This is a genomic window from Streptomyces sp. NPDC051987, from assembly GCF_040680735.1.
Taxonomy (GTDB): Bacteria; Actinomycetota; Actinomycetes; order Streptomycetales; family Streptomycetaceae; genus Streptomyces.
Window position 1 is genome coordinate 45,348 of sequence record NZ_JBFAXI010000001.1, and the last position, 19,511, is coordinate 64,858.

Genomic DNA, 19,511 nt, shown 5'->3' on the forward strand with positions numbered 1-19,511 from the left:
CCCCTAGCCGCCGAACCTGAGCACGGTGGTGAACCCGTCCGCACCGTCGGCGGGGCTGGTGCCCGTGCCGATCAGCGTCGTGGCGGGCTCCTTGCGCCCGAATCCGGCGGAGTACCAGCCCAGCGGCGGGTCGGTCTCCCCGCGGTGGGCCTGCCAGGACAGCTGCCCCGGCAGGTCGAGCACGGCGGAGCGTCCCTCGCCGTCCCGGCTCCAGCTGAGCACCGCCCGGTTGCCCACCAGATCGGCGGTGATCGCCGGGCCGAGGTGGAAGGCCAGCCGCACGCTCCGGCGCGGGCCGCGCACCTCGTCGACGACCCTCAGCTCCCGGCTCGCGGCCGTCAGTTCCACCCGGCGGCGGTGCACGCAACCCTGGTACCCGTCGTGCTCCGCGCACCAGCGGGCCACGTCCTCGCCGGACGGGTCCGCCGCCAGCACGCGGGTGCGGGCCTGCCGGGTCCACAGGAACGGGCCGCCGGAGACGGACTGGTCGGCGCCGTCCAGTTGCAGCGTGTTGTGGCCGAGGGTCGAGCGGAAGTACTGCCGCCACAGCGGCTGCCCGTGGTAGCAGAAGGTCCCCGGGTCGGCGAGCACGTCGACCCCGTCGTGCCGGACCTCCACGGACAGCGCGTCCGCGTGGGCGTGCGCGGCGATGGACAGGAAGCCGTGCGGACCGCCGTCGCAGCGGCACCAGATCCCGCCGGGACCGCGCAGGATGGTCAGGCCCGCGTCGGCGAAGTGCGCCGGCCGGTCGGCCGGGCGGGTCACGGACGCTCCGGTGGGCTTGACGAGCGCGGCCAGCAGCGGGGTGCGCACATCGGTGCCGGTCACCTCGGGCCACCAGGGGAGCCGGCCGAACACGGCGTCTCCGGTGGCCAGCAGCGAGGCCCAGCGGTCGGTGCCCGCGCCGTCCACGACCAGACCGTGCCCGTCGTCGGCGTCCCCCTGGCGGGGCGGCCGCAACCGGTCGTCCACGACGGCCGCGAGCGCGTCGGTCATCCGCAGCAGCACCAGCCGGACGGACGCGGGGACCGGCACGCCCGCGGCGTCCGCCTCGGCCAGCGCGGCCAGCCCGAGTTCCAGCACGAGTCCGTGGTACTCGGTGGCCAGCTCGCGGTTGAGGCCGGAGGCGAAGGTGTTGGAGCGCAGGTGCCTCTCCAGCGACCGCAGCGCGTCGGCCCGCCAGCGCGCCGAGGCGGGGAACCAGCCGAACGCGCAGGCCGCCGCGAACTGTCCGGCGGCCTCGGCGATCACGTGGTTGTTCGCCGAGGAGCCCCGGCTGGGGAAGGCGGCCAGCCAGCGCTGGTGGTGCCAGATCTGGTGCAGCGCCACCGGGTTGTCCTCGAACAGCCCGGCCGCGCCCGGCCAGTCGTCGAGCAGCCGGCGGATCCACACCCAGGACAGCAGCCGGATGCCCAGCTCGATGCCGCTGATCCAGTGCACGCCCCGCAGCGGCGGGTTGGCCGTCCACCACGACCGCAGGTGCTCGGCGACGCGCTCGGCGTACCGCTCGTCGCCGGTGACCGCGTAGGCGGCGGCGAGCACGGTGAGGTACTGGTGCCGGGACAGCTCCCAGATCTGCTTGATGTCCCCGACCGCGTCCTCGTCGCGGTAGGGCACGTCGAAGGCGTAGCCCCAGGGAGCGCGGCGCCCGGTCTTCGGGTCGCACCACCAGTCCGGGTCGGTGAGGTCGTCGCGGACCACCCCGAAGTACTCGACGTGCCTGTACATCAGCCGGTCCGCCTCGGCGACGAGGCGTTTCGCGGCGTCCGGGGGCACCGCGGCGAGCGCCCCGGCGGGCAGGACCGCGGTGAACCGGGCGCCGGTCACGCTCGGGCCGTCCGGCCGGGCGGACCGCCACCGCCGTCTGCGCACCGTGTCGCCGACCCGGCCCGCGACCTCCGCCGGCCCCATGGCGGACAGCCGCCGCAGGTACCAGCCCGCACTCATGGTCATCGGGCCCGCTCCAGCGTCACCGGCGCGCCGGAGGCCAGGGAGCTGCGCACCGCGATGGTGGCCGCGGTGGTCGCGACCAGCGACTCCAGCGGCACCGGCATCGGCCCGCCGGTCCGCACGGCCTTGACGAACGCGGCCAGTTCGGCGTTCTGCCCCTTGTCCCGGGCCTTGGGCAGCCGCGAACTGACCCACCGTTTGCGGCTGTACACCGAGGCACGGACGAAGTCGTCGAGCCTGAGCACCTTGCCGTCCGCGACCAGGTCCAGCGTCTCCTTGGGGAAGCCGGGCGCGCCGGTGGTGACGTAGCTGATGGTGGCGGTGGACCCGTCCGGGTAGCGCAGGACGACCTGGAGGTCGTCGTTGCCGGACGTGGCGACGGCGTAGACCGAGACCGGGTCGGCGTCGAGCAGCCAGCTCGCCGTGTCGACGAAGTGGCCGCCCTCGCCGGCGAACCGCGAGCCCTCGGTGCCCTGTTGGAGGTACCAGCTGCCCTGCTGCAGCCGGCCCGCGTTGACCAGGTAGCGCAGGCTCGCCGGACCGGTCCGGGCACCGAAACGCTCCCTGGCCTCGGTCAGCAGCGGCGCGAACCGGCGGTTGAAGCCCACCTGCAGCCGGTCGTTGCCGGACTCCTCCACCGCCGCGAGCACACCGGCCAGTTCGTCCTCGGTGAGGGCCAGCGGCTTCTCCACGAACACGGTCTTGCCGGCCAGCAGCGCCCTGCGGGTCAGGTCGGCGTGCGAGCTGTGCCGGGTGACCACGAACACCGCGTCGATCGACGTGTCGCCGAGCACGGCGTCGAGGTCGGTGGTCGCCTCGGCGAAGCCGAACTTGCGCTGTGCGTTGGCCGCGGAGAGCGCCGTGGTGGTGACGACGGTCGACAGCTCCACGCCCTCGCGCCCGGCCAGGTGCGGCAGCAGCATCGACGTCGCGTAGTTCCCCGCGCCCGCGAAGGCGAGGCGCACCGGTGAGGCGGCGGCCCGGACCGGGGCGGCCGCTCCCCTGCCGCGGTGCACCGCGGGCACGGTCACCGCCGGGGCCCGCACCTCCCCCTCGGCCGTCCGCGCCGGCTGTCCGGGGTAGCGGAACAGCACGGCCACGGCCTTCAGGTCGCCGTCCTTCAGGCTCCGGTACGTCTCCACCGCGTCGTCGAAGTCGGCGACGTGGGAGACCAGGGGCTCCACGTCGACGCGGCCGCGGGCGACCAGGTCGAGGAAGCAGGCGAGGTTGCGGCGCTCGGTCCAGCGCACGTAGCCGATCGGGTAGTCGCGTCCCTCCAGCTCGTACTCCGGGTCGTAGCGCCCGGGGCCGTACGAGCGCGAGAACCGTACGTCGAGTTCCTTCTCGTAGTACGCGTTCCACGGCAGGTCCAGGCGGCACTTGCCGATGTCGACGACCCGGCCGCGGTCCCGGCAGAGCCGGGCGGCCAGCTCGACGGGCTGGTTGCTGCCGCCGCCGGCGGCCAGGTACACCTGGTCCACGCCGTGTCCGTCGGTGAGTTCGGCGACGGCGGCCTCCACGGCCGCGGACGCGGGGTCGCCGCAGGCCGCGGCGCCCAGCCGCTCGGCGAGTGCGCAGCGGGTGGGGTCGGGGTCGACGCCGACGACGCGGACTCCCGAGGCGCCCAGGAGCTGGACCACCAGCTGCCCGATCAGGCCGAGGCCGATGACCAGGGCCACCTCGCCGAGCTGCGGTTCGCCCTGGCGGACGCCCTGCATCGCGATCGAGCCGACGGTGCCGAAGGCGGCGTGGCGCGGTGCGAGACCGTCCGGCACCGGGGTGTAGAGGTTCTTCGGCACCCAGTTCAACTCGGCGTGCAGCGCGTGCTCGTTGCCGGCGCAGGCCACGAGGTCGCCGGCCTTCACGTCGTCGACGCCGTCACCGACCTGTTCGACCACCCCGCACAGCGAGTAGCCCAGCGGCGTGTAGGAGTCCAGCTTGCCCATCACCTTGCGGTAGGTGGCGGGCACCCCGTTGGTGGCCACGCTCTGCATGACCTTGGCCACCTGGTCCGGCCGGGAGCGGGCCTTGCCCAGCATCGACATGCCGGCCTCGGACACCTTCATGAGCTCGGTGCCGGTGGAGATCAGCGAGAAGGCACTGCGGACCAGCACACCGCCCGGCTTGCACCCCGGCACCGGAACGTCGAGCACCGCCAGCTCGCCGCTCTTGTAGTTCTGTACTACCTGTTTCACCGGAACTCCCCTGATTCCTAAGCCGTTTGCCGAGTGCGCTGGCCGGACCCAGAGGTCGCGTCGCGATACCAGTACTCGAGGGTCAGTACGTGCCACAGATGCTTGGAGAAGTCCTGCTGCCCGGCGGCGTCCGCGGCGGCCATCCGGGCCAGCGCGTCGCGGCGCAGGAAACCGGACCGGACGAGCTCGCCGTCGTTGACCACCTCGCGCACCAGCGGGGCCAGATCCCGGCTCATCCAGGCCCGCAGCGGGGCGCTGAACAACCCCTTGGGCCGGTAGACGATCTCCCGGGGCAGGATCGAGGTGGCCGCCTCCTTGAGGACCGCCTTGCCCTGCCGTCCGACGATCTTGCGGTCGCCGGGCACGGCGAACGCCGCCCTGACCACCTCGACGTCCACGTACGGCACGCGCACCTCGGTCGAGGCGGCCATGCTGGAGCGGTCCGTGTACGTGAGGTTCAGGCCCGGCAGGAACAGCCGGGCGTCAGCGAGGCACATGCGGTTGACGAAGTCGTCGAGGTCGTTGTCCCGGTAGACGTCCGCGTGCTCGGTGAGGACGTCCTCGACCGTCCCGGCCAGGTCCGGGTCGACCAGGGCTAGCAGCTCGTCCTGGCCGTACATGGTGTAGCTGCGCCGGAAGGCGGTCTCCTCCGGCAGGCCGGCGAAGGAGAGGAACCGCTTCGCGAAGCGCACCGACCGGTAGCCCCGGCGGCTGGTCGCGACCGGCAGCCGGTCCACCGTCCCGGACACCGCGCGCCGCACGGGCCCCGGGACGCGCTGGTAGCGCAGCGCGATCAGGTTGGCCAGGTGCTTGCGGTAGCCGGCGAACAGTTCGTCCGCGCCCATCCCCGAGAGCATCACCTTCACCCCGGCCTCCCGTGCGGCCGAGCAGATCAGGTACGTGTTGATCGCGGCGGGGTCGCCGATCGGCTCGTCCAGGTGGTACGTCATCCGCGGCAGCAGGTCGAGCACGTCCGGCGCGATCTCGATCTCGTGCAGGTCGACGCCGAACCGTTCGGCGACCTGCCGGGCGTAGCGCAGGTCGTCCGGCATCGCCTCGAACCTGGCGTCCTCGGCGCGGAAGCCGATCGTGTAGGCGGAGATCCCCGGCTGGTGGCGGGCCGCGAGCGCGGTCAGGTAGCTGGAGTCGAGCCCGCCGGAGAGGAAGGTCGCCACGGGAACGTCGGAGAGCAGGTGGCGCCGGGTCGACTCCTCGACGACGGCTGCCAGGTCCGGCCGCTCGCCGGACCGGGCCCGCTCCCGGCCCTCGGCGGCCACGTCCCTCAGGTTCCAGAACCGGCCGCGCTCCACCCCTCCGTCGGCCCGGCACTTCAGCCAGCTGCCCGGCGGCAGCTTCTCCGCCTCGCGGAAGGCGCACCGGGAGTCCGGCACCCAGTAGTACAGAAGCGAGGCCACCAGGGCCGCGTCGTCCACCTCCAGCTTCCGGCCGGTCGCGACGGCGAGCGCCTTGAGCTCGGAGGCGAAGACCAGGCCCGCGCCGCGCCGGAGCAGGAACAGGGGCTTGACGCCGAGCTGGTCCCGGGCGAGCACCAGGTCACCGGTGCGCTCGTCGAAGATCCCGAACGCGAACATGCCGCGCAGCCGGGGCAGGCAGTCGGTGCCCCAGCGCCGCCAGGCCTCCAGGAGCACCTCGGTGTCGGAGGTGCCGCGGAAGCGCACCCCGCCGGCCGCCAGTTCGGCGCGCAGCTCGGGCGCGTTGTACAGCTCGCCGTTGTAGGTGAGGACGAGGCCGTCGGAGGCCATCGGCTGGGCGCCGGTCTCGGACAGGTCGATGATGGCCAGCCGGCGGTGCCCCAGGTGCACTTCGCCGTCGCCCACTGGGTGGCTGTAGCGGCCCGCCCCGTCCGGGCCGCGGTGGGCGAGGGTGTCGGTGAGCCGGTCGGTCACGGCCTTTCCGTCCGGCCACCGGTAGGTACCTGCGATGCCACACATGTGCTACCGCGCCTCCTGGTCGTTGTCCGGGCCCCGGACGGCCCACACCGGCAGCCGCTCCGCCCGCCGCTGGCCGTCCCCCGCTGCCGGCACGGCGTGGGGGGAGGCACCCCCGCCGGGCTGCCTGGACGGCCGCTCGCTGCGGCCGCGCAGCGCGGTGTGCAGCCCGTCCCACAAGGTGCCGTCGGTCCGGTCCCGCGGATCGGGGTCGATCAGCACCACGCCGATCACCGGGATGCGCTGGTCCGCCAGCTGCCGCGCCACGGTGTGCAGCCAGGCGGCGCTGCCGTGTCCGGCGCGGACCACGAGCACGGTCTGGGTGCCGAGGTACCGGAGGTCGGTCCACGCCGTGCCCGGCGCCACCGAGCCGACGCCGATCCGCAGCTCCTGGGGCGGCACGGTCGCGGCCCGCTCGGCGCCGACGACGGTCGGGTCTCCCGGCCTGGGGCGGCGGCCCGCCAGGTACGGGCGGGGCAGCGCGTCGACGACGGTCACCGGCCCGTCCGCGGCCAGGGTCCGCGCGAGGTCCAGAGCGATCACGCTCGCGCCGCGCGCGCAGCCCAGTTCCAGCAGCGACACCGGTTCCGTGGAGCCGCGCAGGGTACGGGCCAGGGACGCGGCAAGCCGTTCGCGGGTCAGCCGGGTCCGTCGGCGCTGCCAGGGACGGCCCGGCCGGCGGGGCAGCTCCGCGATGACCGAGGCGCCCAGGTTCGCCGCGATGTCCCGGCGCAGCACGGGGCGGTCCGCCACCACCGCGCCGACCGCGGCCCCCGCGAGCCCGAGGAAGAGCCCGAGGACGAGGCCGATCCCGGAGTCGGTGGCGACTGCCTTGGGCAGGGAGTGGCGCAGTGCGCGCGGGGTGTCCACGATCTGCGTGCCGGCGGCCACCTGGGGTGCGCCGGTCCGCGCGTCCGCGGCCCGCTCGTCGAAGTCGGAGATGCGGGAGTTGAGTTCGGCGCGGCGGGCGAAGAGCGACTCAAGGGTGGCCGAGGCCTTCGGGTCGCTGCCCGCCGACTGGTTCCCGATCTCCTTGTTGACCTGGGCGAGTTCGTCCCGCATGCGGTCACGCTGGTCGAGCAGGGCCTGGGCCTCGGCCTGGGCGGTGCGCTGCATCCGCTGCACGTGGTCGGCGACGAACGCGTCGGCCAGCGCCTTGGCGCGGGCCACCGCCTGGGCGTCGGTGGCGCCGGTGACGGTGATCTGCAGCAGGTTGTTGGTCAGGCCGGCCCCCTTGTACTCCTGCAGGAAGTCCTCGGGCCTCTCCGCGGATCTGAGGGACCGCAGGGCCTTGTCGGCGATCTGCGTGGTCTGGAGCAGCTGGACGTCGGTGCGGATCAGGGTCCCGGTGTCGTTCGGCTGGTCCGCTTCGTGCGTGACCAGCACTTCGGTCACCGCGGTCGGCGCGGGCGGCATCGCGACCGCCAGCCCCGAGCCCGCGACCAGGCCGAGGAGCGCCGTGGCGTACCAGAGGCGACGGCGCCTGCGCACCGCCACCACCAGGGCCTGGAGGTCGATGAGCGGAGCGGCGGCCGACGGCTCCGCGGTCGTGCTGGTCGTCACGCTGAACCTCCTGTGGCCGGGCCGCGGACCGCGAGTGCGAGAGTGGCGTCGTCGGGCGGGTGGCCGGCCGGCCGTGTCTCACGGGCGCGGACCGGGTCGGCGACGACGAAGCCGAGCACCTCGTGGCGGCCGTCCGCACACGCCTCGGCGATGCCGGCGAGTTCCTCCGTGGTCCAGCTGCCCGCGCTGAGCACGACCAGGGCACCGGCCTCGGTGTCGCGGTCGGGCACGACCGGCCGGTCCACCGAGACCTCCACCACCCGCAGCTGCGGGTCGCCCTTGGCCTCGGCGGCGAGCTGTCCGGCGGCCCGGCGGGCGATCCCGTCGCCGTCCGGTACGACCACCAGCAGCCGCCGTGGGGCGGGCAGTTGGTTCCGCAGGCGGGTGCACACGCGCCGGTAGCGGATGCGCCGGGCGGCCTCGTCGTCGGACCTGGGCGGGGTCGGCAGGTCCCAGCGGGTGTCGACGCCGAGAAGCCGACGGATCCAGGACCCTCGGCCGCCGTCCTTCGCCCGCTGCGCGCCGCGCCGTCCGGCGGCCACCTCGACGGTGCCCAGCAGCGCCGAGCCCAGCGCCGCGGTGATCTCCGGTTCGGAGCGCAGCCGGCGGTTCGTCCGGGCGGCGGCGAGATGGCCGACGACCGCGAGCACGAAGAACAGCAGCGCTCCGGCGCCGATGAACTGCGTCGGCGTCGGCGGCGCCTGGCCGGTCGGCCGGGCCGCCGGTCCCATGACGACCATGCCGGCCTTGTTGGACGCCGGGTCGGCCTCGTCCAGCTTCGTCATGGCCTCCTCCAGCGACGTGCTGAGCTTCTCCAGCTCGGTCCGGGCCTGCACCCCCTCCACGGTCTGGCCGGGATCGGAGGCGTCGGCCAGCTCGGTGATACGCCGGTTGGTCTCCTCGACCTGCTTGCGCAGCGCCTCGGCCTCCGCGGCGGCTCCGGAGTCGGTGCCGCCTCCCACGACCCGCGCGGCGAACCTGACGAACTGCTGCGCCACCTGGTCGGCGAGCTGCTGCGCGCGCTGCGGGGTGTCGGCCGTCCCCGAGATCTTGATGATGTTCCCGTCGGCGGCCGAGGCGGTCACCTGCTTGTGCAGCGCGGCGGCGCTGACGTCCCGCCAGGCGAGCGCGGAGGCCGCGCGGTCGACCACCGTCGAACTGGTCGCGATGTCGACCTGGGTCAGCAGCTCACGCTCTTCCCACTGCCCCGGCAGCAGGACCGACGCCGACGTCGTGTACCGCGGCGGGAACACCACCGAGGCGCCGTACCCGACGAGCGCGCCCACGACGGCGAAGACGGCGAGCAGCCGCCAGCGCCGACGGAATATCCGGCCTATGGTGACCAGACGTATCGATTCCTCGCTCAACTGCGCTGCCTCTTCCCTGTTCGTGCATGGTCGACCGCCGACACCGGGGGGTGGTCACGGCAGGCGGCGGCGTAGGCGGCGAGCAGCGACTCCTGCGAGTTCCGCCAGGAGAGCGGCCCGCTGACCCGCTCCTGGCCGATCTTGCCCATCCGGGCCCGCCGGTCCGGGTCGTCGAGGAGCTGCGCGACCAGCGCGGCGAACTCGCTCTCGTCGTCGTCGGCCGCGTAGACGGCGGCCTCGCCGGCGGAGACGCGCGCCTCCTTCAGGTCGAAGGAGACGATCGGCCGTCCCATCGCCATGTACTCCAGGACCTTGTTCATCGTCGAGACGTCGTTGAGCGGGTTGCACGGGTCCGGGGAGAGGCAGACGTCCGCGGTGGACAGGTAGCGGACCAGGTCGGCGTCCGGAACGCGGCCGGTGAACTGCACCTGCTCGTCCAGCCCGAGCCGCCGGGACAGCTCCACCATCGCGTCGAAGGCGTCGCCGGAGCCGACGAACACCGCGTGCCAGTCGGTCCGGCCGAGTTCGTCACGCAGCTTCGCGAGGGCCCGCAGGGCGTAGTCGACGCCGTCCTGCGGACCCATGACGCCCAGGTAGCACAGCAGATGGGGTTTGCCACGCTTCAACTGCGGTTCGGGCGGCACCGGTTGGAACCGCTCGACGGCGGGTGCGCTGCGCACCACGAAGACGTCCTCGGGCCGCCGGCCGCCGCGGCGCAGCGCGACGTCCCGGTAGCTCTCGTTGGTGGCCAGCACGACGTCCGCGGCCCGGTAGGTCCGCCGTTCCAGCGCGCACACGGCCCGGTAGAGCAGGTCCTCGCCGCGGCCGAACCGGGAGAGGTACAGCTCGGGTACCAGGTCGTGCTGGTCGAAGACGAACCGCGCGCCGCGCCGCTTCAGCCAGAGGGCCGGCAGGAACAGCAGGTCGGGCGGGTTGCAGGCGTGGACGACGTCGACCGGGCCGACCTTGCGGGCCAGCCGGGCCGTGTGCCACAGCGCCGATCCGTACTCCTTCAGGTAGCCGGCCGGCCCTCCGGTGGCCGCGCGCAACGGGTAGCGGTGGATCCGCACCCCGTCGATCTCCGTCTCCGGCTCGGTGTCGCGCTTGCTGCCCTGCGGACAGATGACGTGCACCGTCCAGCCGGCGTCGCGCAGCGTCGTGCACTCCTGCCACACCCGCCGGTCGAAGGGCACCGACAGGTTCTCCACCAGGATCAGCGCGCGCCGGCCGGAGCCGGCGCCGCCGGTTGTGTCACCAAGCAAGGCCCATGTACCCCGGTTCGGTCCGGCGCGTCTCGGCGTCGGGAAGGCGGACGAGGTCGACGATCAGCGGCCCCTGACCATGGGGCAGGGCCGACAGCACGGCCGGCTCCCGGGTCCCGACCAGGCACACCTCGGCGTGGTCGAGCACCTCTTCGACGGAGTCCGCGAGCAGCTGCGCGAGGTGCGGCAGCCGGGTCTCGATGTACTCGCGGTTCGCGCCGATCAGCCGGGAGAGGCTCACGTTGGCGTCGTAGATGCGCAGGTCGTAGCCCTTGCCGAAGAGCCGCTCGGCCAGCTCGACCAGCGGGCTCTCGCGGAGGTCGTCGGTGCCGGGTTTGAAGGACAGCCCGAACATCCCCACCCGGCGCCTGCCGGTCCGCTCGACCAGATCCACCGCGCGTTGCAGGTGGTCGGAGTTGGAGGTGAGCACGTGGGCGAGGATGGGTACCGAGACGTCGGCCCGCTGGGCCGCGTGGACCAGGCTGCGCAGGTCCTTGGGCAGGCACGAGCCGCCGAAGGCGAAGCCGGGCCGCAGGTAGGCGGGGCTGATGTTCAGCTTGTGGTCGGCCAGGAACACGTCCATCACCTGGTGCGAGTCGACCCCGAGCGCCTGGCAGACCGCGCCCAGCTCATTCGCGAAGCCGATCTTGAGGCCGTGGAACGCGTTGTCCGCGTACTTGATCGCCTCGGCCGTCGGCACCGGCACCCGGAACACCTCGCCGGGCAGGCCGTCGTACAGCGCCGCCACCGCGTCGCCGCTCGCCGCGTCGAGTTCGCCGATGACGGTCTTGGGCGGGTCGAAGAAGTCGCGCACGCTCGTGCCCTCGCGCAGGAACTCCGGGTTGACCGCGACCCCGAAGTCCACCCCGGCGGTGCCGCCGGTGTGCTTCTCCAGGATCGGCACCAGCAGGTTCAGGCAGGTGCCCGGGAGCATGGTGCTGCGGAACACGACGGTCTGCCGCCCGCCCCGCTCGGCGAGCGCGGCACCGATCTCCTCGGTGACCCGCTCCAGATAGGTGGTGCACAGGCTGCCGTTGGGCTCCGACGGCGTGCCCACGCAGACCAGCGACACGTCGCTGCCCGCGATCGCCTCGCGGACGTCGCCGGTGGCACGCAGGGCTCCGGTGCGCACGACCTCGGCGAGGAGTTCGCCGATACGTTCCTCCACCACCGGAGCCTTGCCGTCGTTGACCAGGTCGACCTTGACCTGGTTGACGTCCACCCCGATCACCTGGTGCCCCATGCTGGCCAGGCACGCCGCCGACACGCAGCCCACGTAGCCGAGCCCGAAAACGCTGACTCTCATGACCCGTCCCTCCCCCGGGGCAGGCCCTTGTGGCCTGCGCTCCGCGCGTCGGCCCGCCGACGCCCCCCGCGCATCAGTAGGCCCCCTGCCCGTGGAGCACCGCGCGCATCGTCTTCCACAAGATCACCGTGTCGAGGGCGAGCGACCAGTCCTCCACGTACCGAAGGTCGAGGCGGACCGCCTCCTCCCACGGCAGGTCGCTGCGTCCGCTGATCTGCCACAGGCCGGTGAGACCGGGCTTGACCAGCAGCCGCCGCCGGATGTCCGGGTCGTACGCGGCGCACTCCTCCGGCAGCGGAGGCCGCGGGCCGACGAGTGACATCGCTCCGGTGAGCACGTTGAGGAGCTGCGGGAGCTCGTCGACCGAGTACCGGCGCAGCACCGTTCCCACCCGGGTCACCCGCGGATCCCGGCGGACCTTGAACAGCAGTCCGGCACCCTCGTCGCGGTCGGCGAGCTCGGCACGGGCCCGGTGGGCGCCGACGACCATGGTGCGGAACTTGAGCATCGTGAACTCCCGGCCGTCCTTGCCGACCCTGCGCTGCCGGTAGAAGGCGCCGCCCCGGCTGTCCACCACCACGAGCAGCGCGACCACCACCATCAGCGGGGCGAACAGCAGCAGCAGGACCGCCGCGCCCACCCGGTCGACGACCGCCTTGATCGCCCGGCGGCCTCCGGTGAAGGTCGGCAGGCTGACCCGGAGCAGCGGGATCCCGAGCACCGCGTCGACGTGCAGCCGTGGGCCGGCCACCTCCATCAGCACCGGGGCCACCACCATCTCGGCGTCGCTGCCCTCCAGGTTCCAGGCCAGCCGCTGGAGCCGGTCCGGCGTCCAGTGCGGGTCCGGGGTGACCGCGACGACCCGGTAACCGTCGTGGCGGACGTGCTTGGCGACGTCCGTCAGCCGGCCGACGACCGGCACTCCGTGCAGCTCGTCACCGTCGAGCCCGCGACCGTCGGTCGTGCACACCGCCGTCACCCGCCAGCCGATGTGCGGGAACTTGCGGGTCCGCGTGATCAGGTCGGCCACGGTGGCCGGGCTCCCGGCGGCGAGCACCGGTCTCAGACACCGCCCTTCCTTTCGGCGTCTGTGCAGCGAGAGGCGGAGCAGGTACCGCGCGGACATGGTGACGAGCCCGATCGCGGGGATCGCCACGAAGATCCAGAGCTTGATGTTGCGCGAGGTGAGGGCGATTCCGCCGAGTGCGAGGACGACGGTCGCCGCGAACAGCGAGCGTCCGAGCCGGCGGAACTCCTCGGCCCCCTGGCCGAGCACGGCCGGAGCCCACGACCGGCCCACCGCCAGCGCCGACAGCACCAGCAGCTCGGTGCCGAACGCGAGAATCCCCCATTTCTCGTGCCAGTTGGCCGCGTCCCGGGCGCCGAAGAACTCTCCGATCCCCGTCACCACCAAGGCGGTGGCCACGGTGTCGCTGATGATCACGGTACGTCGGTACCGCTGCTCCCACTCGATCGCCGGACTGCTGCTCGCCTTGTCCGCCAGGCGCCCGCGCGCCGGCGGAAAAGGGTTGACTAGTCCCCCCTGCCGCACAGAAACCCCCCGGTCCCCAGTGGTTCGACATGGTGCACTGACACGGTTCCTCGCCCGGGAGGCCCCCCGGCTCCCCGCGCCCTGTTCCTCCGCGGTGCTCCCGCCCCCGCGGAAGACATCCCGGCTGTTTCAGCGCCACTTGGGCGAACCCGCCGTGCCGCGGCGGATCCGCACGCCCTGCCTGGCTCTCCAGGTGTCCCAGGAATCCGTCGGGACCTCGGGTGCTCCCCGCACCCCGAAGCCCCTCCCGCCCCCAGGAGTTGATCACCCCCACGTCCGACGCCAAAGACGTGGCTATCGGTCGTCCGTATCGAGCGACCAATAGATCATCATTTGTCGCCTCGTGTCCCAGCATGTGCGAAGCACGGTCAATCTAGACCATCGAGAGCCGCCTGAAGAGAGGGTTGTGTGGAATTCGTGGTCTTGATTTGAAGACGGGTCAACGGGCAGACGGTTGCCGGTGGGGGCCCCGGCGACCCGGGACACCCCGTGTGACCTGTAATGACGCGAGCACTGAGGGCTACGGTCGCAGGCTCGCGTCAGACGCCTCGCAGCAGCATCAATCAGGCTGCAATCACGGCATGTTCGGCGGTTTTCTTCCATCGGACACGTGGCGGCGACCGCGGGCCGGAGGGTTCCCTGGCACAGGGCGGCGGATCCCCACGGCGCCGCTCGCGCGAGCAAACCCGAGAACGCCCCGTCCGGGCCGACCGCCGTCACCGACGCCGACGCGAGTGTGGGTGCCACGGCGCGGGGTGCGGGCAGGCGGCGGCGACAGCGCCCCTCTCCTTCGCCGGGATGTCCGCGGGATCCTCCCGGCGCGGTCCGGGCCGGGCAGGCCGGAGAACGACGGCGGCCGAGCGGTCCGGCGCGCGCTCCGGGACGCCCGGTCATCGCCGGAGGTAGCATCCCGCGCATGGACGTGGCGACGGGCGCTCTGCCCAGAGGGCTCGGGTTGGTGGAGCGGGTGGTCCGCGGCGAGCTCGACAGCCGCGGAGGCCCCGGGGTGGTCCGGCTGGCGGAGGAGAGCGGGCTGGACAAGGGGCAGGCGTCGCGGCTGCTGCGTGATCTGGTCGGCACCGGGACGCTCGCCCGGGACGGCCACGAGTTCCGGGCCGGGCCGGATCTGCTGGCCGTCGCGGCCGAAGCCGGCCCGTGGGGCGTGCAGAGCCGGGCGCTGCTGCGGGAGTTGGTGGTCCGGTTCGGGGCGTGCGCGTACGTGGACGTGCTCTGCGGGGCGATGGTGCTCTCGGTACGGGCCGAGCTGGCGGCCTGGGCCGAGTTCTCCTGGGCGCGGGCGGGGCGGCTGACGCCGGTCTGGTGCACCGGGGCGGGGCGCGCGCTGCTCTTCGACCACGCGCGCCAGGAGGTCGCCGGCCTCCTCGGCGGCGAGGACTTCATCGGCGCGGGCGGCCCCTACGCGCCGCGGACCCTGGACGACCTGCTGGCGCGGGTCGCCGCGGACGCGGGGCGCGGGGTGGCGGTCTGCGAGAGCGAGTACGACGAGGACGTGCTGGAGGTGGCCGCGCCGGTGCGGGACGCACGGGGGGACGTGGTGGCGGCGGTCAGCGCGGTGGTGCCGCACGCCGCGGCCAGGGACGACCGGGACGAGATCGTCGCCGCGATCCGTGCCGCGGCGACCCGCCTGGCCGCACTTCCGCGCTGAGCCGGGCCGGAGACGGACCCGAACGGGGCCAGGCCTGAACCCGAACCGGGCCAGGACCGGACCCGAGCCGAACCGGAACCGGTCCAGGGCAGAACCCGCATCCGAACCGGACCCGAGACGAACCCGAACTGGGCCCGATCCAGGCCTGAGTTGGAGCCGAACTGGGCCCGATCCGGGCCGGGCCGGGCGCTCAGGCCTGGGCCGCCGAGCGCAGGGCGGCGGTCAGCCAGGCGCTCCAGCGCAGCACTGAGTCCGCGCAGGCCGCGGTCGCCGGCTCCAGTCGGCGGCGCGGGCCGACGACCTGCACGGCGGCGACGATCTCCCCGCGGAAGTCCCTGACCGGAGCGGCGAGCGAGTACAGGCCGGGTTCGGCCTCCTGGTCGACGACCGAGTAGCCCCGCTCGCGGGCCGCGTGCAGCCGGGCCAGGAAGTCGTCCAGGTCGGCTGGGGTGTTGGGGCCGTGCCGGACGAAGGCGGTACGGGCGAGGACGGCGGCGACCTCGGTGTCGTCGGCGTCGAACAGCAGGGCCTGTCCGGCGTCGCTGCAGTAGGCGGGATAGGCGCGGCCCACCCAGGAGACGAACGAGGACAGCGCCGGCGGCATCGACTCCAGGATCGTCACCGAGCTGGCGCCGCGCAGGACTCCCAGATAGGCGCACTCCCCCGTGTCGGAGGCGACGCCCTCCAGCGCGGTGCGGCCGTCCCGGCGCAGGCGCGCCTCGGTGATCTGCTGGGCGCGCGCGTACAGCTCCCAGGCGACGGAGTAGCGCAGTGACACGGGGTCCCGGCGCAGGAAACGGGCCGTCTCCAGGCTCCGCAGGATGCGGGAGACCTGGCTCCGTTCACGGCCCAGCAGCGCGGCGACCTCGGCGGCGGTGTGGCCGCGCGGGTCCTGCGGCGGGTGCTGGGCGAAGAGTCGCAGGACGGCCAGGCCGCGTTTGAGGCTGCTGTCGATGGTCATCGCGGGCCGAGCATAGCGCCGGGCCGCCGTGGCGCCCGACGGCCATCATTGCGCGCGTATTGCAGGTTCATTGCAAGGTGCGTGCACGATGAGCAACTGGACTTGTCTATTTCGCATCCGGAGATAGTCTCCAGGCATCCCTCGCTTGTCAGGCTCAACAGGAGTTCGCCTTGTCCGCTCTGCGCCCGCTAGTACTGCTCGGTTCCGCGACGCTGCTCCTGGCGGGCTGCGCCGACCCCGCCGAGCCGGCCGGGACCACGTCCGGGACGTCGTCCGCGGCCTCCTCCTCCGCCGCCGCCCCGGCGATCGCCGAGAACGCCGCGCTCGCCGCCAAGGTCCCGGCCGCGGTGCGGGCGAGCGGGATCACCGTCGCCAGCGACGTCAGCTACCCCCCGATGGACTTCTTCGCATCCGACAACAAGACGGTCGTCGGCGCCGAGGCCGACCTGGACAAGGCCCTCGGCACCGTCCTCGGCGTCAAGGTGAAGATCGTGAACGTGCCCTTCGACTCGATCCTGCCGGGCCTGCAGTCGGGCAAGTACCAGCTCGGCGTCTCGTCCTTCACGGACACCGCCGAGCGGGAGAAGGTCGTCGACTTCGTCACCTACTTCGACGCGGGCACCTCGCTGCTGGTCCCGGCCGGGAACCCCAAGGCGCTCAAGCCCGGGGGCGAGTCGTTGTGCGGCCGAACCGTCGCCGTGGCGAAGGGGTCCACGCAGGCGCTGGTGGACCTGCCGGCCCGCGCCAAGACCTGCAAGACCCCGATCAAGGTCAGCACCTTCCCGGACGGCACCGGGGTGAACCTCGCCGTCACCAGCGGCCGCGCCGACGCCGCCCTGGCCGACTCCCCGGTCGCCGCCTACGCCGCGAAGCAGTCCGGCGGCAAGCTGGAGGTCACCGGGGAGTCCTACGGCAACGCGCCCTTCGGCATCGCCGTGCCGAAGCACAGCGAGCTGACCGGGCTGCTCAAGTCGGCGCTGCAGGACCTCAAGGCGAGCGGGGGCTACCGGCAGATCCTCGCCAAGTGGGGCCTGGAGTCCGGCGCGCTGGACACGTTCGAGATCAACGCGGCCTCATGACGGAGGAGTTGCCGGTTCACCGCCGACGCAGGCCGGGCCAGTGGGTGCTGACCCTCGTGGTCGTGCTGCTGGCCGCGAGCCTGGTCCAGTCGCTGATCACCAACCCGCGCTTCGGCTGGGGCACGGTGGGCGTCTGGCTGTTCAGCCGGACGGTGATGACGGGCCTGCTCACCACCCTGGAGCTCACCGCCGCCGCCATGGCGATCGGGCTCGTGCTCGGGGTCGCGCTGGCGCTCATGCGGCTGTCGGACAACTCCGTCGCGCGGGCCGTCAGCTGGGCGTACATCTGGCTCTTCCGGGGCACCCCGCTCCTGGTCCAGCTGCTGTTCTGGGGCTTCATATCCGCGCTGTACCCGACGCTGTCGCTGCACCTACCCCTCCTCCCGGCGATCGGCGGCGTGCCCGCGAACTCCGTCATCACGACCTTCGCCGCGGCCCTGCTCGGGCTGGGTCTCAACGAGGCCGCCTATCTCGCCGAGATCATCCGGGCCGGGATCGTCTCGGTCGACCCCGGGCAGCTGGAGGCGGCGGACGCGCTGGGCCTGTCCCGGGCCAGGACACTGCGCCGGATCGTGCTGCCGCAGGCCATGCGCGTGATCATCCCGCCGGTCGGCAACGAGACCATCTCCATGCTCAAGACGACATCCCTGGTGAGCGTGCTGGCCTACGCGGAACTGCTGTACTCCGTGCAGATCGTGTACGCCCGCACCTACCAGACGATCCCGCTGCTGATCGTCGCCAGCATCTGGTACCTGGCCGTCACGACCCTGCTCAACATCGGCCAGCACTACCTGGAACGGCACTTCGCGAAGGGCGCCAGCCGATGATGATCGAGGCCACCGGTGTCCGCAAGTCCTTCGCCGGGCGGGAGGTGCTGCGCGGGGTCGACCTGTCCGTGCCGCGCGGGACGGTCACGTGCGTGATCGGGCCCTCCGGGTCGGGGAAGTCCACCTTCCTGCGGTGCGTGAACCGTCTGGAGCGGCCCGACGCCGGCCGGATCCTGGTGGACGGCGCCCCGATCGGCTACGAGCCGTACCGGGACGGGCTGCGCGAGCTGCGCCGCCGTGACCTGGCCCGGCAGCGCCGCGACATCGGCATGGTCTTCCAGCGCTTCCACCTCTTCCCGCACCTGACGGCCCTCGCCAACGTCGCCGAGGGACCGCTCGGCGCGGGCCGCCCCCGTGCCGAGGCCACCGGCGAGGCGCTGGCGCTCCTCGACCGGGTCGGACTCGCCGACCGGCGCGACGCCTACCCCGCCCAGCTCTCCGGCGGCCAGCAGCAACGGGTCGCCATCGCCCGCGCCCTGGCCATGCGGCCGAAGCTCATGCTGTTCGACGAGCCGACCTCCGCCCTCGACCCCGAGCTGGTCGGCGAGGTGCTGGACGTCATGCGCGGCCTCGCCGCCGACGGCATGACGATGCTCGTCGTCACCCACGAGCTGGGCTTCGCCCGCGAGGTCGCCGACGAGGTCGTCTTCTTCGACGACGGCCGGATCCTGGAGTCCGGACCGCCCGCCCGCGTCCTGACCGCCCCCGAACACCCCCGTACCCGCGACTTCGTGACGAGAGTGCTGTGACGACCTTCCGCGACGCCCTGGCCGCCGGTCCCCTGGTCCTGGACGGCGGCATGTCCAACGAACTGGCGGCCCAGGGCCACGACCTGGGCGGCGCCCTCTGGTCCGCCCGGCTGCTGCGCGACGCCCCCGACGCGATCGCGGCCGTCCACCGCGCCTACTTCGCGGCGGGCGCGCAGGTCGCCATCACGGCCTCCTACCAGGCCACCTACGAGGGCTTCGGCCGGCTGGGCATCTCCCGCGGCGAGACCACAGCCCTGCTGCGACGCAGCGTGACCCTGGCCCGCGAGGCAGCCGAAGCCGCCGAGGCCGCCGAAGGCGGGAGCGCCGGGAAGCGCTGGGTCGCGGCGTCCGTGGGCCCGTACGGCGCCATGCTGGCCGACGGCTCGGAGTACCGCGGCGACTACGGCCTCACCGTGGCCGAGCTGACCCGTTTCCACCGCCCCCGGCTGGAGGCCCTGGCCGAGGCCGCCCCCGACGTCCTCGCCGTCGAGACCATCCCCGACCTGCGGGAGGCCGAGGCCGTGCTGAACGCCCTGGACGGCCTGGGCGTCCCGGCCTGGCTGTCGTACAGCATCCGCGGGGCGACGACCACCAGCGCGGGTCAGCCGTTGACCGAGGCCTTCGCCCTGGCCCGCGGCAGCGACGCCGTCGTCGCCACGGGGGTGAACTGCGCCCCCGCCGCCGACGCGACCGCCGCACTGGCCCTGGTCCGCGGGCTGCCCGGCGTCGTCTATCCGAACGGTGGCGGCGTCTGGGACGCCCGCACCCGCGGCTGGCTGGGCGCCCAGGACGAGATCGCGGCCCTGGCACCCACCTGGCTCGGCGCCGGCGCGGCACTCGTCGGCGGCTGCTGCCGGGTCGGCCCCGCCGAGATCGAGGAGCTGGCCGCCCGCCTCCGCCCCTCGACGGCCGACCGCTGAGCGACGCACCGGCGCCCCGCGCGAACCCCCGCCCCCACACGCCCGCACGGCGGTACGTCGATACGTCGATACGTCGATAAGGCGCCGTACCACCGTACGTGCCGGGTCTGCCGCGTGCCCGGGCCGGTGCGCCGAGAACCAGCGGTTCCCCGCCCGCCTCCCCCT

14 protein-coding genes are annotated in these 19,511 nt (G+C 73.3%); 5 read left to right on the plus strand and 9 right to left on the minus strand.

Going from position 1 to position 19,511, the window contains the following annotated elements:
- Window positions 1-3: 3 nt before the first annotated feature.
- The 8 genes from AB0M11_RS00190 to AB0M11_RS00225 all read right to left on the minus strand — a co-directional run bounded on the left by AB0M11_RS00190 (window position 4) and on the right by AB0M11_RS00225 (window position 13,144).
- Window positions 4-1,953 carry an alginate lyase family protein gene (locus AB0M11_RS00190; protein WP_365699630.1) on the minus strand — a complete coding sequence of 650 codons (1,950 nt, stop codon included), beginning with the start codon at window positions 1,951-1,953 and terminating at the stop codon, window positions 4-6.
- Window positions 1,950-4,145, minus strand: a complete 2,196-nt coding sequence (locus AB0M11_RS00195) for a bi-domain-containing oxidoreductase (protein ID WP_365699632.1) — start codon at window positions 4,143-4,145, stop codon at window positions 1,950-1,952. Before AB0M11_RS00195 ends, AB0M11_RS00190 begins: the two co-directional genes overlap by 4 nt.
- Before the next feature lie 17 nt (window positions 4,146-4,162).
- On the minus strand, window positions 4,163-6,097 hold the full coding sequence (asnB, locus tag AB0M11_RS00200) for an asparagine synthase (glutamine-hydrolyzing) (protein WP_365699634.1): 1,935 nt from the start codon (window positions 6,095-6,097) through the stop codon (window positions 4,163-4,165).
- 3 nt (window positions 6,098-6,100) lie between these two features.
- Window positions 6,101-7,657 carry a Wzz/FepE/Etk N-terminal domain-containing protein gene (locus AB0M11_RS00205; protein ID WP_365699636.1) on the minus strand — a complete coding sequence of 519 codons (1,557 nt, stop codon included), beginning with the start codon at window positions 7,655-7,657 and terminating at the stop codon, window positions 6,101-6,103.
- The gene (locus tag AB0M11_RS00210) at window positions 7,654-9,024 is read right to left on the minus strand and encodes a Wzz/FepE/Etk N-terminal domain-containing protein (RefSeq protein WP_365699638.1); all 1,371 of its coding nucleotides are present in this window, start codon (window positions 9,022-9,024) and stop codon (window positions 7,654-7,656) included. The genes AB0M11_RS00205 and AB0M11_RS00210 overlap by 4 nt, the downstream gene beginning before the upstream one ends.
- Entirely contained in the window at window positions 9,021-10,286 is a 1,266-nt protein-coding gene (locus AB0M11_RS00215) for a glycosyltransferase family 4 protein (protein WP_365699641.1), read from the minus strand. The genes AB0M11_RS00210 and AB0M11_RS00215 overlap by 4 nt, the downstream gene beginning before the upstream one ends.
- Window positions 10,276-11,592, minus strand: a complete 1,317-nt coding sequence (locus AB0M11_RS00220) for a nucleotide sugar dehydrogenase (protein WP_365699643.1) — start codon at window positions 11,590-11,592, stop codon at window positions 10,276-10,278. Before AB0M11_RS00220 ends, AB0M11_RS00215 begins: the two co-directional genes overlap by 11 nt.
- Before the next feature lie 73 nt (window positions 11,593-11,665).
- Window positions 11,666-13,144, minus strand: coding sequence for a sugar transferase (locus AB0M11_RS00225; RefSeq protein ID WP_365699645.1), 1,479 nt, complete (start codon window positions 13,142-13,144; stop codon window positions 11,666-11,668).
- Between the two features lie 916 nt (window positions 13,145-14,060).
- On the opposite strand from AB0M11_RS00225, the gene AB0M11_RS00230 reads away from it, so the two are divergent.
- Window positions 14,061-14,810, plus strand: coding sequence for an IclR family transcriptional regulator C-terminal domain-containing protein (locus AB0M11_RS00230; protein ID WP_365699647.1), 750 nt, complete (start codon window positions 14,061-14,063; stop codon window positions 14,808-14,810).
- Window positions 14,811-15,000: 190 nt separating this feature from the next.
- Here AB0M11_RS00230 and AB0M11_RS00235 read toward each other — a convergent pair whose 3' ends face one another.
- Window positions 15,001-15,771: an IclR family transcriptional regulator gene (locus tag AB0M11_RS00235; RefSeq protein WP_365699649.1), complete on the minus strand. Its 771-nt coding sequence runs from the start codon at window positions 15,769-15,771 to the stop codon at window positions 15,001-15,003.
- Window positions 15,772-15,941: 170 nt separating this feature from the next.
- Between AB0M11_RS00235 and AB0M11_RS00240 the strand changes: the two genes are divergently transcribed.
- The 4 genes from AB0M11_RS00240 to mmuM are packed head-to-tail and all read left to right on the plus strand — an operon-like array spanning window position 15,942 to window position 19,346.
- Window positions 15,942-16,850 (plus strand): ABC transporter substrate-binding protein, encoded by a 909-nt coding sequence (locus AB0M11_RS00240; RefSeq protein ID WP_365699651.1) that lies wholly within the window; start codon window positions 15,942-15,944, stop codon window positions 16,848-16,850.
- Window positions 16,847-17,677, plus strand: coding sequence for an amino acid ABC transporter permease (locus AB0M11_RS00245; RefSeq protein ID WP_365699653.1), 831 nt, complete (start codon window positions 16,847-16,849; stop codon window positions 17,675-17,677). Before AB0M11_RS00240 ends, AB0M11_RS00245 begins: the two co-directional genes overlap by 4 nt.
- Window positions 17,677-18,426, plus strand: a complete 750-nt coding sequence (locus AB0M11_RS00250) for an amino acid ABC transporter ATP-binding protein (RefSeq protein ID WP_365699946.1) — start codon at window positions 17,677-17,679, stop codon at window positions 18,424-18,426. The genes AB0M11_RS00245 and AB0M11_RS00250 overlap by 1 nt, the downstream gene beginning before the upstream one ends.
- The gene (mmuM, locus tag AB0M11_RS00255; protein ID WP_365699655.1) at window positions 18,423-19,346 is read left to right on the plus strand and encodes a homocysteine S-methyltransferase; all 924 of its coding nucleotides are present in this window, start codon (window positions 18,423-18,425) and stop codon (window positions 19,344-19,346) included. Before AB0M11_RS00250 ends, mmuM begins: the two co-directional genes overlap by 4 nt.
- Window positions 19,347-19,511 lie beyond the last annotated feature (165 nt).